Origin of the sequence: Pseudomonas sp. EA_35y_Pfl2_R111 (assembly GCF_963970955.1) — a bacterium.
Classification (GTDB): domain Bacteria; phylum Pseudomonadota; class Gammaproteobacteria; order Pseudomonadales; family Pseudomonadaceae; genus Aquipseudomonas.
The window spans coordinates 420261-435965 of record NZ_CAXAOM010000001.1 but is presented as its reverse complement, the minus strand read 5'-3'; the positions used below and the strand labels follow the sequence as shown (position 1 = coordinate 435965).

Below are 15705 nucleotides of genomic sequence, written 5' to 3'. Positions count from 1 at the left end.
AGCGCACGTATTGGCAAGGGCGTGCGGCGGATTCACCGGGAGCGTTTTTATGGCAAAGGTTCGTCAATTACTGATCGGCCTGGCATCCAGTTCGGCCCTCTATTCAGGGCTGGTACCAGCGCTTGGGCTGGGTGAAATTACCTTGCATTCGGCGCTTAGTCAGCCGCTGGATGCCGAAATCGAATTGTTTGATGTGGGCGATCTGACCAACGCAGATATGCGCGTGCGTCTGGCGCCCGCCGAAGTGTTCAGCCGTTCTGGTGTTGATCGCCTGTATTTCTTCAATGACCTGCGCTTCACCCCATTGCTGCGGGGCGGCAAGAGTGTGATTCGCGTGGTGTCGACCCAGCCGGTGCGTGAGCCGTATCTGAACTTTATCGTCGAAGTGGTACGGCCCAACGGCCAGCTGTACCGCGAGTACACCGTTCTCCTTGATCCACCCAGTTCTGCCGCTTACCGCAGCTTGGCTGCGCCTGCCAGCAGCGCGCCAGCCGCCGCGCCGATTACGCCCCGTGTAACCACTGCTGCGCCTGTGCGCCCTGGCGTAATGCCCGCCGCGCAGCTGGGTAATCGCTACGGCGTGGTCAGCGGTGACAGCCTATGGAAGATTGCCATGCGTCTGGCCGCCGATGCGGGGCAGGTGTCGCCCCAGACAGTCATGAACGATATCCATGCACTCAATCCACAGGCCTTTATCAATGGCGATATCAATCGCCTGCGCGCAGGTGTGCAGTTGCTATTGCCCGATAGCCTCGCCAGTGCTTCGTCAGCAGTGTCGGAGCCTTCTGCAGCCGCTTTGCCTGAGGCGACGGCAGCGCCTAGCACGCCGCTGCCGGTTGATCCGCCGGCTGAGCAATTGATCCAGGAGCAGGCTCGCGTCGAGGAAGAATTGGCCAGCCAAATAAGCGAAACCCTGCAACTGCAACAAAGCCTGGCCCAACTGGGCCTGCAGGTGCAGCAATTGCAAGAGCAGATGGAGGCGCGGGATCAGCAGATTGCTGGGCTGCAGGCCGAGTTGGCCGCTCGCCGGGCCAGTGCCGAAGCCACCGCAGCGCCAGCGCCTACTCCAGTCGCAGTTACTCCGCCGGTTACCGTTGAATCAGGTAGCAACTGGCTTGCGATTATTGCCGGTCTGCTGGCGCTGCTGCTGGCGGGTGTGGCTGGCCTGTTCTGGCGTAGCAGAAAACCCGTCGAGCCTACGCCTGTGCCTGCCCAGTCGGCGCGCGCAGCTAACATGCCCAAGGCGCCAAGTGTGACACCGCCTTTACCGGTAGAGCCGCCGGCCGCGGTAGCCCTCAAGGTACGCGACGTGCCGCGTGCCGGTCCGGTATGGCCGGCTGCGGGTGAGGATGCGTTGCAAAGCGCCAATGTGTATGTCGCCTATGGCCGCCTCAGTGAGGCTGCGAGTACTTTGCGCAAGGCCTGGGAAGCGCAACCGCAGCGCAGTGATATCGGTTTCCGGCTGCTGGAAGTGCTGGCCTTGATGGGGGATGCTCAAGGCTTTGTCGCCCATGAAGCATTGGTGCGAGCATCGGGCTTTACTCCGGCACGGATCGACGAATTGAAAGCGCGGCATGCCGAGCTGTTCAATGCGCCAGCCACCAGTCTGCTTGACGATGTGGTGCTCGAGCTGGATGAGCTCGAGGAGCCTTCGTTTGAGGAGGCCGCCAATGATGGTCAGCTTAATCTGGATGATATGTCGCTGGATGCCGACTGGGATCTGGTCAGCCCCTTTGCCCCTAGTGCGCAGAGTAAGCCTGCGTCCAAAAGCAATGCAGAGGCCAAGCGCAAGTCCTCGGATATTTTCGAGTTGCCAGGCACCCACGATGCGCGCAGCCCGTTTGCCGAATCGATGCTGGTGGAGGAAACCTCCAACGACGGCTGGGGGGCGGATGAGTTCAATGCGTCCTACCTGGATGACCTTGATGAGCTGGCCGGCAACCGTGAAAACTTGTCCAAATTGAACATGGCTCTGGCCTATATCGAGCAGGGCAGCCTGGACAGCGCCTGCCAGATTCTCAATGAAGTGATCAACGAGGGTGATGAAGAGCAGAAGCAGGAAGCGCGTCAGCTGCTGGCCAGAATCGCCTGATACAACAGGCCGTCACTCAACGCCCGCGTGCCCTTGGTACGCGGGCGTTTTTCTTGTGCTGAGGTAAGGCCGCTGCGCGTTATTATCGGCTTTTCATCCATCGTGAGCCTGCCGCCAATGTCCAGCCCGAAAGCCGAAGTGGTCATCACCTATTGCAGCCAATGTCAGTGGTTGCTGCGCGCCGCCTGGCTGGCTCAGGAGCTGCTGTCGAGTTTTACCGATGACCTGTCCAGGGTGTGCCTGGAGCCTGGCACGGGCGGCGTGTTTCGCATTACCTGTGATGGTGTGCAGATATGGGAGCGCAAGGCCGATGGCGGCTTTCCCGAGGCCAAGGTACTCAAACAGCGCCTGCGCGATCAGATCGACCCGGCGCGGGATCTCGGTCATAACGACCGTAGCCATTGATCACTTGGCCATCCGCGCCGAAACAAAGATTGCGCTGACAATCAGCAGGCCGCCGGCAAGCATGCGTAAGGTCGGTACTTCGCTGAATAGTAACCAGGCGAAAGCAATCCCGTAGATCGGTTCCAGGGCAAAAATCACCGCGGTGGTGCGCGCCTTGAGTACCCGCAGGCTGGCGACGAACAGGCTGTGCGCCAGGCCTGTACAGAAGATCCCGAGCATGGCCATCCACAACCAGTCCTGCGCCTGCACGCTGGGCAGCGTCGGCCAGGCCAGCGGCATAAACACCAGCAGCACAGTGAGGTTCTGGTACAGCGCCGCCTGCACCGGATCAATGCCACGGGTGCTGGCGCGGTTGAGCAGCGACAGCAGGGCGAACAGCAGGCCGGACAGCACTGCCCAGAGTAGGCCGCTGGTGGCCTGGCTGCTCAGGTCGAAATCCGGGGTGACCAGCACCAGGCCCAGGCACACCAGCGCCACCATGGCGTATTCGATCGGCCGGGTACGTTCGCGGAACAGCAAACCTTCGAGCAGCACGGTAAAGGCCGGAAAACTGGCAAAGCCGAGGGTGGCGATAGCCACGCCGGAGATATGCACGGACTCGAAAAAGCTCCACCAGTGGCCGCCAAGCAGCAGGCCGCCGAGGCCCAGTAAGCTGGCTTGACGCAGCCCGAGGCTGACCAGGCGAGCGTTGTTGATCAGCTTGGCGAACAGCAGTAAGGCTGCCACGGCGAATACGGCACGGCCGGCGGAGATCATTTGTGGGGTGGTATTGGCCAGCTTGCCAAAGATGCCCGATAGACCAAACAGCAGAGCGCCCAGATGGATCGCCCACAGCGCGTTACGTTGATTCATGCCAGGCGGGCGCCGTTCGGTAGCGGTTTGTCGAAGCCGGCCAGTACCACGCGGTTATCGGCGTCATACACCCCGGTCACCAACACTTCGGAGCGTACGCCGGCGATGCGTTTTGCAGCGAAATTGCACACGCACAGCACCTGGCGGCCGAGCAGTTGCTCGCAACTGTAGTGGGCGGTGAGCTGGGCGCTGGAGGTTTTGAGACCCAACTCGCCGAGATCGACCTCCAGCACATAGGCGGGCTTTATCGCTTTTTTATTGGGGCGGGCAGCGCGAATGGTGCCGACGCGCAGCTCCACCTTTTCGAAATCCTGCCATTCGATGTGTTGCATGGGCGACTCCTCGATTCTGCCGAGCAGTCTAGGTGCCTATCTGTGCCCTTGTCTGTCTCAGGAATCGCGGGTTTTGTCGCCAGGCTCTTGTCGCTGGAGCCCGTGAATTAATCAGTGCGGCGCAGTTGCCGAGGCGTAACGCCGAGATGCCGCAACAGGGCGGCACTAAAGGCACTTTGCGAGCTGTAGCCAACTCGCGCAGCAATCTCGCCAATCGCCAGGTTGCTGCTTTGCAGCAGCTGACGCGCAAGCTGCAAGCGGCGATTCCGCACATAGTCCATGGGCGTTTGTCCGGTCTCACTGAGAAAGCGCGCATGAAAACGCGCCGTTGACAGGCCGGCCAGGCATGCCAGGTCGGCAACCTGCAAGGGGTGGGCGGCATGTTGGTCGATATACCCATCCAGCGCCGCCAGCGGCAGGCGACTGGCGGCATGGGCGGGCATGTCACCATTGGCCAGGCTGGCCAAGAGCAGGGCGGCGCCTTGCTGGGCAATCACCGGGTCATTGATCGGGCTGGCGGCCAGCCAGCTGACCAATTGGCTCTGTGCGGGATTCAGGCTGACGGCGGCGGGTTTTTCCAGCAGCTGGCGGGTGGCATCCAGATGCGAGCCCAGTTGTTGTCGCAGCCAGCTGTCTTCGGGTACGTCGAGCACCAAGCAGTGACTGCCATTTTTGCTGCCGCAGGCATGCTGCGCAGCGTTGGGCACCACGGCCAGGGTCTGTCGTTTCACCTGGCTACCACGCCCGGCAATTTCGAACTCCAGTACGCCGCTCAGGCCGAAGACCAGCTGTGCATGGTCATGGCTGTGGCTGAGCAGTTCGTGGCTGTAATGACGCAGTGAAAGCAGCGAGGACATTATTGGCTCCTTTTCAGGCGACTAAGTCTACTCGCAGATCTGGCGGGTGCGCTGTCATTGAACTGCCACGCGCCTGTCATGGCTATTTCACTGGTGCTGCGCAGACTCGAGCAAACCCAGCCGGAGGTCGTCTATGACCAGCGCCCAGCTCGCCAAGCCCAGCCGCAAGCAACGTGTCCGTACTCTGTGGATTTCCGATGTGCACTTGGGCACCCGGGACTGTCAGGCCGAACACCTGGCGGCATTTCTCAAGCGCTACCAGACCGACAAGATCTACCTGGTCGGTGACATCATCGACGGCTGGAAGCTGCGCAGCGGGGTGTACTGGCCGCAGTCGCATAGCAACGTGATCCGCCGCCTGCTGACCATGAGCAAACGCGGCACCGAGGTGATCTACGTCACCGGCAACCATGACGAATTCCTGCGTCGCTACTCCAGTTTAATGCTCGGCAATATCCAGCTGGTCGACGAAGCTGAGCACCTCACTGCCGATGGTCGTCGCCTGCTGGTGATTCATGGTGACCAGTTCGATGTGATCACTCGCTATCACCGCTGGCTGGCCTTTCTCGGCGATTCGGCCTACGGCTTTACCCTGACCCTCAACCGCTGGCTGAACTTCTGGCGCAGCCGTTATGGCTATGGCTACTGGTCGCTGTCGGCGTACCTCAAGCACAAGGTCAAGAGCGCGGTGAATTTTATCAGCGACTTTGAAGAAGCCATCGTCCATGAATGCGCCAAGCGTGGCTTCAATGGCGTGATCTGCGGGCATATCCACCATGCCGAAATCCGCCCGATGGGTGATGTCGAGTACATGAACTGCGGCGATTGGGTGGAGTCCTGCACGGCACTGATCGAGCATCTGGATGGCAGCATCGAGTTGTATCGCCTGGCTGATGATCAGGCGCGTCAGCTGCAAGCAGCCCCGGTTGTGGCCGCTGAGCCGGCCCTGTGAGGATTCTGATCGTCTCCGACGCCTGGTCACCGCAGGTCAATGGTGTGGTCACCAGCCTGCAGGCGCTGATCAGCGAACTGCGCGGCCTCGGCCATCAGGTCAAGCTGCTGTCGCCGGCGGATTTTAGCGCGCTGCCATGTCCCAGCTACCCGGAAATTCCGCTGGTATGGAACCTCTGGCGGGTTGGGCCAGCGATTCGTGCATTTCAGCCGGACTGCGTGCACCTGGCCACTGAAGGCCCCCTGGGCTGGGCGGCTAGGCGCTGGCTAAGCAGGCGCGGCCTGGCGTTCTCCAGCGCCATCCACACGCGTTTTCCCGAGTACGTACACACGCGCTGGCCCTGGGTGTCACTGTGCTGGGGTTATGCCTTTCTGCGCGCATTTCACCGGTCGAGCCAGGCGGTATTGGTGACTACCGAGCGCATGCGTGAGGAGTTTGCCGGCTGGGGCTTTAAGCGGCTGGTGCTGTGGCGTAAGGGCGTTGATACGCGGCTGTTTCGTCCATCCGTAACGCCGTCAAGCCTGGCTGAACCAGTATTTCTGTATGTCGGAAGGATTGCCCCGGAGAAAAATATCGAAGCGTTCCTGGCCCTCGATCTACCGGGGGAGAAGCGCGTGGTCGGCGACGGCCCGCAGCGCGACGCATTGCAGGCGGCTTATCCGCAGGTGAGCTTTCTTGGCTATCGACATGGCCAGGCGCTAGCCGAAGCGTTTCAGAGCGCCAGCGTGCTGGTATTCCCCTCGCGTACCGATACTTACGGCTTAGTAATGCTTGAGGCCCTGGCCTGCGGCACGCCGGTGGCGGCGTTTCCGGTAGCCGGGCCGCTGGATGTGCTGCAAGCGGGCATTAGCGGGGTTATGCACGAGGAGTTGCGTGCGGCCTGTTTGGCGGCATTGAACCTGGATCGCGCACGTTGCGCCGCGGTGGCTGCTAAGCAATCCTGGCGCGCATCGGCGCTGGAGTTTCTAGCGCAGCAGCCGCTGCTCGATGGCGAGCTGTGTATGCCAGGGCTGCAGGACCCACACCCAGCAGGGTGCGAACAGGCTCTTACATGATCACCTTGTCACGCAGCTTATCGGCTGCCTGACTGAGGGCCTGGATAACCTTTTCCTTGTCGAAATTCTGGATGCCGTTGGTATCCAGATACATGGAAAATCCCGGTAGTTCATGTTCTACATAGCTGGAGGTGGCGCCCAGATCGCGGCGGAAATCCACCACCTGATAAATCTGCACAGGGCGGGTAAAGCCCCTGACGTTGATCTGTCCCTTGTCGCGACACATGATCACGTCCTTGATCAGCGAATAGGTCTCGTGGGAAATCAGAATCTCGCCGGATTCTGCGGCGCTTTCCAGGCGGCTGGCGAGGTTCACGTCGCGGCCGATGATGGTGTAGTCCATGCGCGTATCGGCGCCGAAGTTTCCCACCGTGCAATAACCGGTGTTCAGTCCCATGCGGATTTCCAGCGGTTTGGTAATGCCCTGCGCACGCCACTGCTGGCGTAGCACCTTCATGTGCTTGCGCATGGCGATGGCCATGGAGACAGCATTCACCGCATCCTTCTTGGCACCTTTGCTGCTAGGGTCGCCAAAGAACACCATCACGCAGTCGCCGATAAATTTATCGATGGTGCCGCCGTATTTCAGGCAGATCTTCGACATCTCATTGAGGTAGGTGTTGAGCAAGTCGGTCAGGGCTTCGGCTTCCAGCTCTTCGGACAACTCGGTAAAGCCCTTAATGTCGGAGAAAAACACCGTGAGCTTCTTGCGCTGGGTTTCCAGGCGCACGCTCTTCTTGCCGGTGAAGATCGACTCCCATACCTGCGGCGACAGGTACTTGGCCAGGTTGCGCGCCAGGCGTGCGGCTTTCTCCTGCTCGCGAGTGATTTCGCTGCGCACCTGCGCCAGGCGCAGGCCCTGCTGGTGCACGAAGTAGGCGGTAATGCAGATATACAGGGTGGTGAAGAAGATGCTGGTCAGCGCTACCAGGGGCGGGGTGCTGATGTTCAGTTTGACCTCGAACAGCGCTGCGCAGAACACCGTACCGCTCAGCGCAATCAACGACGCCAGCGCCAGGTGACGCACGCCGCCAATCACCAGTGAGCTGAACAGCAGAATCAGCACTGACATCAGGCTGGGCACTACCGAGAAACCGAGCAGGGCGAGCGTACCACCGGCATGCAGAGCATCGATAAACAACAGGCTGAGGGTGGTGCGTTGTGGATGCTCACGCTTAAAGCGCAGACTCAGATGGTGCGCCAGATGTGGATAGAGCAGGGCGTAGGGCACCATCCAGAGAATGTCGTAGCCGAAATGCTGGGTGTAGGTGCCAGCGGCAATACTGGCGGCGATGGCGATATAAGCCAGCACGCGAGAGTAATACTCACGCAGTGGCGGTGCCGGTAGTGCGGAAGTTCGGGGGGCGCTTTTGACATTCATCCGTTGAAACAATCCCTGCTGCTCGTCTGGCACCTCTGTCGGGTGCCTGGATAGCGCACCGTAGCGGCTGCGCAAAATAGCCAGGGATCATAACCAAGCCCACCGCAACCGCCAAGCGCGCCAGCCGAACGGCAGTGCCGGTTGTGTCAGTGGTTGCTCAAGCGCAATTAAAACTTGATGCGTCCGGTAAAGGCATCCTTGAGCATCACCCAGTCGCCCATCAGCGAGTAGAGCGGGTAGTCAAAGGTGGCGGGGCGGTTTTTTTCGAAGACAAAGTGACCGACCCAGGCAAAGCCGTAACCAATTAGCGGTACGGCCAGCAGCCACAGCCACTGCTGAGTGCCCAGCACATAGCCCAGCACACATAGCACCAGCAGGCTGCCGACATAATGCAGGCGGCGGCAGGTGGCGTTGCTGTGCTCCTGTAGGTAATAGGGGTAGAACTCGGCGAAGCTGCTGTAGCGCTCGTGGGTTTCAGTGCTCATCGGGGCCTCCTACTTATTCTTTTGAATGTCGCCAGGCTTGCGGCTGTGGCGGCTTACTTGCAGTCTAGGTCGAGTGACGCGCTGGGCCACTGACATTAGGTGCCAGTTTAGTATCCTTCCGTCGCCCTTCAGACTCCCAAATAAGAACAGAACACGTCATGAGCGAACGTACCACTTCATCCAGCTGGGCCTCGGGCATTGTCGGGGCCCTGGAGCTTGGCGGGGTTGATTGCCGCAGTCTGTTTGCCCAGCTGGGGCTCGACTACGCGGCCTTGACTGACCCCAATGCGCGTTTTGCCCAGGATGCCATGACCCGCCTCTGGCACTTGGCCGTGGAGGCCTCAGGCAACCCGGCCATCGGTCTGAATATGGCGAAAATCCTGCGGCCATCGTCCTTTAATGTGGTCGGTTATGCGGTGATGAGCAGTCGTAATTTGCAGGAAGGCTTTGCCCGCCTGGTGCGCTATCAGCGGATTATCGGTGAGGGCGCTGATCTCAGTTTTCATCCCACTTCTGCGGGGTATGAAATGCTGCTGGCAATCCATGGCGATCGTCTGCCCTCGGCCCGGCAAAGCGCCGAAGCTTCGCTGGCTTATTCCCTGGCGTTCTGCCGTTGGTTAACCGGCAAGCCGCTACGCCCGCGTCTGGTCAGCCTGATGGGGCCGGCTCCGGAAGACGTGGCGCCCTACGAAGAGGTGTTTCAATGCCCGATGACGTTCAATGCCGACCACTATGCCTTGCTATTTGAACGGGCCGATTTGGATGCGCCGTTACCGTCAGCCAACGAGGCGCTGGCGCAGCTGCATGACCGTTTTGCCGGCGATTACCTCGCGCGTTTTTCCGGTACTCGGGTGACCCATCAGGTGCGCCAGGTGCTATGCCGCCTGCTACCCCAGGGCGAGCCGAAGCGTGAAGCCGTGGCGCAGGCGTTGCTGTTGTCCGAGCGCACCTTGCAGCGGCGTTTGCAAGATGAAGGCACCAGCTATCAGCACCTGCTGGATGACACGCGCCGCGAACTGGCCGGGCAGTACCTGGGCCAGGCCAACCTGACCTTGCTGGAAATTTCCTACTTGCTGGGGTTCTCCGACCCGAGCAACTTTTTTCGCGCCTTCCGCCGCTGGTTTGACACCACGCCGGGTGAGTATCGCGCGCGTCTATAGCTACCTTCTCAATGTCGCCAGAAGGCCGGTAGCATCAAGACTAGGACAGTGAGGATTTCCAGGCGGCCAAGCAGCATGCCGAAGGTCAGCAGCCATTTGGCGGTATCTGGCAGACTGGAGAAGTTGCCCGCCGGGCCGATGATCGGGCCCATGCCGGGGCCAACGCCGGAAACGGTACTGGCCGCGCCACTGAGGGCGGTGATCCAGTCCAGCCCGCAAAGCGTCAAGCCCAGGGCCAGCACGGCGATGGTGATGGTGAAGAAGAATGAGAAGGTCAGAATTGAGCGGACGATATCCTCATCCAGATTATGCCGGTTGTATTGCTGCTTGATCACCGCGCGCGGGTGGATCAGCTGCAACAGGTTGGCTTTGAGCAGGGTGTAGGCGACCTGGAAACGGAAAATCTTCAGACCGCCGGCGGTCGAGCCCGAGCAGCCGCCGATAAAACCTAGGTAAAAAAACAGCATGCCGGCAAAACCACCCCACAGCGTGTAGTCGCCCAGGGCGAAGCCGGTGGTGGTCATGATCGAGGTGGTGTTGAACGCCACGTGGCGAATGGCTTCGAGCCAGTGCAGGTCGGTGCTGATGAAATACCAGGTGCCGAGCAGTAGCCAGGTGCTCAGCAAAATGCCGAGGAAGCCACGTACCTGCTGGTCGCGGATCAAAGCCTTGTAGTTGCCGCGCAGCATCGAGGCAAACAGCACGAACGGCACGCTGCCGAGGATCATCAACACGATGGTGACCCAGTGCACGGCCGGCTCGCTCCATTTGCCAAGCGATAAATCCGAAGTGGAAAACCCGCCGGTGGCGATGGCCGACATGGTGTGGTTGATCGCATCGAACAGCCCCATACCCGCCGTCCACAGCGCCAGGCAACCGAGCATGCTGATGCCCAGATAAGCTGCGACCATGTACTTGGCGACCATATGCGAGCGCGGCATGATCTTTTCGGAACGGTCCGATGACTCGGTCTGGAACAGGCGCATACCGCCGATCCGCAGCATCGGCAGAATCGCTACGGCCATGGCGATAAAGCCGATCCCGCCGAGCCAGTGCAGTAGCGAGCGCCAGATCAGAATTCCCGGCGACATGTCATCCAGCCCGGAAAGTACCGTGGCACCGGTGGCGGTGATGCCCGACATGCTTTCAAACACTGCATCGGTCACGCCCAGATGCTGGGAGAACATAAACGGCAGGGCGGCAAACAGCCCCACCAGCACCCAGCTGGACACCGTCAACAGGTACATGTCGCGTGGGCGCAGCTGCAGATCCTTGGGCCTGCCTTGGGCAATCATCGCGATGCCGGCGATAAAGGTGATCAGGCTGGACCAAAGAAAGGCGTTGAGTTCGTCAGGCCGCGCAAACAGAACCAGCGTCAACATGGGCACGGCCATGCTGATCGCCAGGGTCAGAAGAAAAATGCCATTGATAAACGCGATGATCCGTAAGGTCGGCCAAGCCATCTAAGCGGGTTCCATTGCATAAGTAGCAGCAGTCTAGGTTATCGGGCTTGCCTAATGCCCGGCCGATTTCAATCAGTGGCGCCAGAAGGCCCGAGTGACCAGTACCAGTACAGTCAGAATTTCCAGGCGTCCGAGCAGCATGCCGACAGTCAGTAGCCATTTGGCGGCATCTGGCAGGCTGGAGAAATTACCCGCAGGGCCAATGATCGGGCCCAGGCCGGGGCCTACGTTGCACACTGCTGTTGCCGCGCCAGTCAGTGCGGTTACCCAGTCCAGGCCAAGCAGAGCCAGGCCCAGGGCAATCACACCGATGGTGATGGTAAAGAAAAACGAAAAGGTAATCAGCGAGCGGACAATTTCTTCATCAAGGTTGTGGTTGTTGTACTGCTGCTTGATCACCGCGCGTGGGTGCACCAATTGCTGCAGGTTGGCTCGCAGCAGCACATAGGCCACCTGGAAGCGAAAGATCTTCAGGCCGCCGGAGGTGGAGCCCGAACAGCCGCCGACAAAGGTTAGGTAGAAGAACAGCAGTACGGCGAAACTGCCCCAGGTGCTGTAGTCGCCCAGTGCGAAGCCGGTGGTAGTGACCACCGAGGTGACATTCACCGCGACAACGCGGAACGCATCCAGCCAGCTGTTATCCGAGTGCAGCCACAGCCAGGTGCCGAATACCAACCAGGTGGCCAGCAGAAAGCCGAGAAAGCCCCGTACCTGGTGGTCCTTGAACAGCGCTCTACGGTTGCCGCGCAGGGTGGCGACATACAAGGTGAAGGGCAGGCCACCGAAGATCATCAGCAGCACCGCCACCCAGTGCACGGCCGGCTGACTCCAGTTGGCCAGCGATGAATCCGAGGTTGAGTATCCGCCGGTGGAGATCGAGGTCATTGCATGATTGATTGCATCGAAGGGCGTCATGCCGGCCAGCCAGAAGCCGAGAAAGCCGCTCAGGGTCAGGCTCAGGTAGATAAACAGAATGTATTTGGCCGCCATATGCGAGCGCGGCATGACTTTCTCGCCCCAGTCGGAGGATTCAGTCTGGAACAGGCGCATGCCGCCGACGCGCAGCAGCGGCAGAATCGCCACCGCCATGCCGATAAAGCCAATACCGCCCAGCCATTGCAGCATCGAGCGCCAGATCAGCAGGCCGGGGGAGGCGTGATCCAGGCCCGATAGCACGGTTGAGCCGGTGGTGGTCACGCCGGACATGGTCTCGAAGAAGGCGTCGGTGTAGCTGATGTGGTGAATCAGCACCATCGGCAGAGCGGCAAAGATGCACACCACCAGCCAGCTGCCAGTAGTCAGCAGGTACATGTCGCGCGGGCGCAGCTGCGCATCCTTGGGTCGTCCGGGGATGACCATGGCAATACCCGCAGTAGCCGTCACCAAACTGGACCAGAGGAAGGCGTTGAGGTCGTCGGTGCGCGAATACAACAGTAGCGTCAGCATGGGGATCAGCATGCTGACGGCCAGAGTGATCAAAAAGATGCCGAGAATAAAAGCAATGATGCGCAGTGTCGGCAATGACATGGATTCGGCTCAGGCTCTGGTAGGGCAAAGGGGCGTTATTCTACGCGCGCTGCAGCCGCTGTACAGCCGCGTAATAGGCGCTTTACAAGCGCTTGGCGCTGCATAGAATAGCCGCCAGGTGCCGGCCCTTGCCGGTTTCTGAGCCCGCCAAATCATGTCCGATAGCAATCCTTGTTTAAGTTGTGGCGCCTGCTGCGCGCATTTTCGTGTGTCATTTTTCTGGGGTGAGTGCCAATCGGCCGGTGGTCTGGTGCCCGATGATCAGGTTGTGCTGATCACCCCGCACCGGGTCGCCATGCGCGGGACCGAGCACAAGCCTGTGCGTTGCACGGCCTTGCTCGGTGACGTCGGCCAAGGCGTGCGCTGTACGCTGTATGAGCAGCGCTCCAGTACTTGCCGCGAATTCGAGGCCTCTTGGGTCAATGGCGAGCACAACCCGCATTGCGATGCGGCGCGCAGTGCACACGGCTTACCGCCCTTGATGCCGCCGGTGTTGCCCAGTATTTCGCCTGAACGGGTGGCCTGAGAGCTTGCTTACGATCTGCTGCGCGTCGGCCCTGCTGCGTTAAAAGCAGGCTCGGAATGCTTATGTACAGCTCGTACACTCCGCTTCCTCGCCTGCTTTTGCCTTGCATGTCTCTAGCTCGCGAGATCGTAAACAAGCTCTGCTACACAGCGCGCAAGTTGTTCGTGCGCGGCGTACAGGTACTAGAATGGCCGTCTGTTTCAATTGCCGAGGTGGCTGATGGACGCTCTTGATGCGTTGCTAAACCGTGTTTCCGCGCCGCGCCTGATTGCGCCGGCTCCCGATGCTGCGCAGCGCGAGCTGTTGTTTCGCGCCGCCCTGCGCGCGCCTGACCATGGCCAGTTGCGGCCTTGGCGCTTTCTTACGGTGGAAGGCGAGGCGCTTGTTCAATTGGGCGAGCTGTTTGCCAGTACATTACCTGCCGATGCCAGCCCTGAAGCTTTGACCAAGGCGCGTGCGATGCCGCTGCGTGCGCCGTTGCTGGTGGTGGTGATTGCTTGTGTTAAGGCCAGCCCAAAAGTGCCGGCGCAGGAGCAGGTGCTGGCCGCCGGCTGCGCGGCCCACGGGATTCTGTTGGCGGCTCACGCCCAAGGTATTGGTGCGGTCTGGCGCACCGGTGATATGGCGTACAATTCACAGGTCGCTGCCGGCCTGGGTTTGAGCGCAGATGAGCAGGTGATTGCCTATCTCTACCTCGGCACTCCAGAGCGCGAGTTGCGTGCGGTGCCACAGGTGCAGGTCAGCGACTTTGTCAGAGCTTGGCCTGCTCCTGACTCAGCTGAGTAAGCGGCAGGCGCAGGGTGGCGATAAAGCCGCCTTGCGCATGGTTACTCAGTTCCAGCTGGCCGCCATGCCGCTCGGCGGCGCGGCGGGCGATCGCCAAGCCCAGGCCGTGACCGCTGCTGGTCTGGCCAGGGGCGCGGTAGAAGGGTTCGCCAAGGCGTGTCAGCAGCTCAGGTGCAACGCCAGGGCCGTGGTCACGTACGCTCAGGCATAGCTGCTCGGCGTTTCTACTGGCCCTCAGCTCGATAGCCTGGCCAGCCGGGTTGAAGCGCAGGGCGTTGCGCAGCAAGTTATCCATCGCGCGTTGCAGCATGTCCGGCCAGCCGTTGAGCTGCAGGCCGCTTTCCAGCTGAATCTCGACCTGTTGCTCTGGGGCGTCCAGGCGCGCTTCGTCCTGCAGTTTGTGCAGCACCTCGCCTAGGTTGATCGGCTGCGCCGCGCCCGGTTCGGCATCGAGGCGGGCGAGCGCGAGGATTTCACTGATCAGCGCTTCCAGGCGATCGCACTCCTGGCTCAGGCGCGGCCAGTATTTTCCCCGTTCGGCCGCATCGGCGCGCTCAGTCAACGCCAGGGCGATACGCAGGCGCGCCAGTGGTGAGCGCAGCTCATGTGACACGTCGCGCAACAGCTGCCGTTGGCTGCTGATCAGGCCTTGTACGCGCTCGCCCATACGGTTGAAATCGGCCGCCAGCACGCCGAGCTCATCACGCCGTTCGGCCAACTTGGCCAGGCTGTTCTGTTGATAGGCGGTTTGCCCCAGATCGTGCACTGCGCCGCGCAGGCGATTCAGCGGGCGGGTGATGGAGAGCGTCAGCCAGAGGCTGAACAGGGTCAGCACCAGCATGGCAATACCCAGCGCGCTCAGCGGCCAGAGCAGGCTGTCGCGCTGCCACGCGGCGACCTCGGGATTTGGTATACGGTAGATAAACAGGTAGGTTTCGCCGCTGTGCGGGCTGGTGTAATCGACACTCAGGCGGCGCCAGGGCAGGCGTTTCTCATTGCGATGGCGCGCTTCAAAGGCTGCTGCACGAGGCGGGAAGGTGCCTTGAACCACCGGCTGGCCACTGTCATCAAGCACCTGCACATCGATGCGGAATTTGCGTTTGCGTTGTTCGAGTAGCGCTTGAGCGGAGCTTGGGCCTTTCTTCTCGTAGCGTTGCGTCCATTTCTCGGCGAGGTCATCCATGCCGGGGTGCTGGCTGAGCAGCCAGGCATCCTGATTGAGCATGCGTCCAAGCAGCATGGACAACCCCGCTACCAGGGCGATAGCCAGCCAGAAGCTGGCAAAGATGCGCCAGAACAGTGACCGCACGGTGGCTCCTTGTTAGTAATCGCTGGAGTGGAAATGCTTACGCCCATCAGGCTACATAACCTGATGGGCGCAGAGACAACAGTGCCTGGGTTAGTTCTTTTTCGCTTGCTCGGCCTGCCAGGCTTTGAATGCCTGGTGCTCGGCGCGGCGCTCTTGCATTTTCTTCTGGTGCTCGTCGAAGGCTTTCTGCTGCTCAGGGTTGAGCAGGGCACGGATGGCGCTGCGTTGTTGCTCCTTGGCGGCCTTCAGCTCGTCCTGCATGGCTTTCTGTTCGGCCGCTGGCAGCTTGTCCAGGTAGCGCTTGGTGATTTCATGGCGGCCTTTCATCTGCTCGCCCATCAGCTTACGAATTTCGCGCTGCTGCTCTTTGCTTAGGTCGAGCTCTTTGAACATGCGTGAGCCATGCTCACCATGATGGCCACCGTGCCGCGAGCCACCTTCGGGCATGGCCATGGCCAGGGTCGGCAGGGTCAGGGCGAGCAGTACTGCGGTAAGGGTCTTGCGCATGGTGTGTCTCCTTGTC

Annotated in this window: 16 protein-coding genes; 7 read left to right on the top strand and 9 right to left on the bottom strand. The window is 60.6% G+C overall.

What is annotated here, in order from left to right:
- Positions 1-49 precede the first annotated feature (49 nt).
- Positions 50-2092, top strand: a complete 2043-nt coding sequence (locus AACY25_RS02295) for a FimV/HubP family polar landmark protein (RefSeq protein ID WP_339522283.1) — start codon at positions 50-52, stop codon at positions 2090-2092.
- 117 nt (positions 2093-2209) lie between these two features.
- On the top strand, positions 2210-2497 hold the full coding sequence (locus tag AACY25_RS02290; RefSeq protein ID WP_339522282.1) for a SelT/SelW/SelH family protein: 288 nt from the start codon (positions 2210-2212) through the stop codon (positions 2495-2497).
- Here AACY25_RS02290 and AACY25_RS02285 read toward each other — a convergent pair whose 3' ends face one another.
- The 3 genes from AACY25_RS02285 to AACY25_RS02275 form a co-directional block, all read right to left on the bottom strand.
- The gene (locus AACY25_RS02285) at positions 2498-3349 is read right to left on the bottom strand and encodes a DMT family transporter (RefSeq protein ID WP_339522281.1); all 852 of its coding nucleotides are present in this window, start codon (positions 3347-3349) and stop codon (positions 2498-2500) included.
- On the bottom strand, positions 3346-3681 hold the full coding sequence (locus AACY25_RS02280; protein ID WP_339522280.1) for a tRNA-binding protein: 336 nt from the start codon (positions 3679-3681) through the stop codon (positions 3346-3348). The genes AACY25_RS02285 and AACY25_RS02280 overlap by 4 nt, the downstream gene beginning before the upstream one ends.
- Positions 3682-3788: 107 nt before the next feature.
- Entirely contained in the window at positions 3789-4538 is a 750-nt protein-coding gene (locus AACY25_RS02275) for an AraC family transcriptional regulator (RefSeq protein ID WP_339522279.1), read from the bottom strand.
- A gap of 133 nt (positions 4539-4671) precedes the next feature.
- Between AACY25_RS02275 and AACY25_RS02270 the strand changes: the two genes are divergently transcribed.
- A complete protein-coding gene (locus AACY25_RS02270; protein WP_339522278.1) occupies positions 4672-5490 on the top strand; it encodes a UDP-2,3-diacylglucosamine diphosphatase in 819 nt (272 codons plus the stop codon).
- Positions 5487-6545, top strand: coding sequence for a glycosyltransferase family 4 protein (locus AACY25_RS02265; RefSeq protein ID WP_339522277.1), 1059 nt, complete (start codon positions 5487-5489; stop codon positions 6543-6545). The genes AACY25_RS02270 and AACY25_RS02265 overlap by 4 nt, the downstream gene beginning before the upstream one ends.
- On the opposite strand, the gene AACY25_RS02260 is transcribed toward AACY25_RS02265, so the two are convergent.
- Both AACY25_RS02260 and AACY25_RS02255 read right to left on the bottom strand, forming a co-directional pair.
- A complete protein-coding gene (locus AACY25_RS02260; RefSeq protein WP_339522276.1) occupies positions 6538-7926 on the bottom strand; it encodes an adenylate/guanylate cyclase domain-containing protein in 1389 nt (462 codons plus the stop codon). The two genes, AACY25_RS02265 and AACY25_RS02260, sit on opposite strands and share 8 nt — an antisense overlap.
- Before the next feature lie 167 nt (positions 7927-8093).
- Positions 8094-8411, bottom strand: a complete 318-nt coding sequence (locus AACY25_RS02255) for an Mpo1-like protein (protein ID WP_339522275.1) — start codon at positions 8409-8411, stop codon at positions 8094-8096.
- 158 nt (positions 8412-8569) lie between these two features.
- On the opposite strand from AACY25_RS02255, the gene AACY25_RS02250 reads away from it, so the two are divergent.
- Complete coding sequence (locus AACY25_RS02250; RefSeq protein WP_339522274.1) at positions 8570-9571, top strand: AraC family transcriptional regulator; 1002 nt, start codon at positions 8570-8572, stop codon at positions 9569-9571.
- Between the two features lie 8 nt (positions 9572-9579).
- Here AACY25_RS02250 and AACY25_RS02245 read toward each other — a convergent pair whose 3' ends face one another.
- Positions 9580-11034 carry a TrkH family potassium uptake protein gene (locus AACY25_RS02245; RefSeq protein ID WP_339522273.1) on the bottom strand — a complete coding sequence of 485 codons (1455 nt, stop codon included), beginning with the start codon at positions 11032-11034 and terminating at the stop codon, positions 9580-9582.
- 72 nt (positions 11035-11106) lie between these two features.
- The gene (locus AACY25_RS02240) at positions 11107-12561 is read right to left on the bottom strand and encodes a TrkH family potassium uptake protein (RefSeq protein ID WP_339522272.1); all 1455 of its coding nucleotides are present in this window, start codon (positions 12559-12561) and stop codon (positions 11107-11109) included.
- 154 nt (positions 12562-12715) lie between these two features.
- Between AACY25_RS02240 and AACY25_RS02235 the strand changes: the two genes are divergently transcribed.
- Positions 12716-13087, top strand: coding sequence for a YkgJ family cysteine cluster protein (locus AACY25_RS02235; RefSeq protein WP_339522270.1), 372 nt, complete (start codon positions 12716-12718; stop codon positions 13085-13087).
- A 219-nt stretch (positions 13088-13306) separates the two neighbouring features.
- The gene (locus AACY25_RS02230) at positions 13307-13873 is read left to right on the top strand and encodes a nitroreductase family protein (RefSeq protein WP_339522269.1); all 567 of its coding nucleotides are present in this window, start codon (positions 13307-13309) and stop codon (positions 13871-13873) included.
- On the opposite strand, the gene AACY25_RS02225 is transcribed toward AACY25_RS02230, so the two are convergent.
- Both AACY25_RS02225 and AACY25_RS02220 read right to left on the bottom strand, forming a co-directional pair.
- Positions 13839-15182, bottom strand: a complete 1344-nt coding sequence (locus AACY25_RS02225; RefSeq protein WP_339522268.1) for a sensor histidine kinase — start codon at positions 15180-15182, stop codon at positions 13839-13841. The two genes, AACY25_RS02230 and AACY25_RS02225, sit on opposite strands and share 35 nt — an antisense overlap.
- Positions 15183-15272: 90 nt before the next feature.
- The gene (locus AACY25_RS02220) at positions 15273-15689 is read right to left on the bottom strand and encodes a Spy/CpxP family protein refolding chaperone (RefSeq protein ID WP_339522267.1); all 417 of its coding nucleotides are present in this window, start codon (positions 15687-15689) and stop codon (positions 15273-15275) included.
- Between the last annotated feature and the right edge of the window lie 16 nt (positions 15690-15705).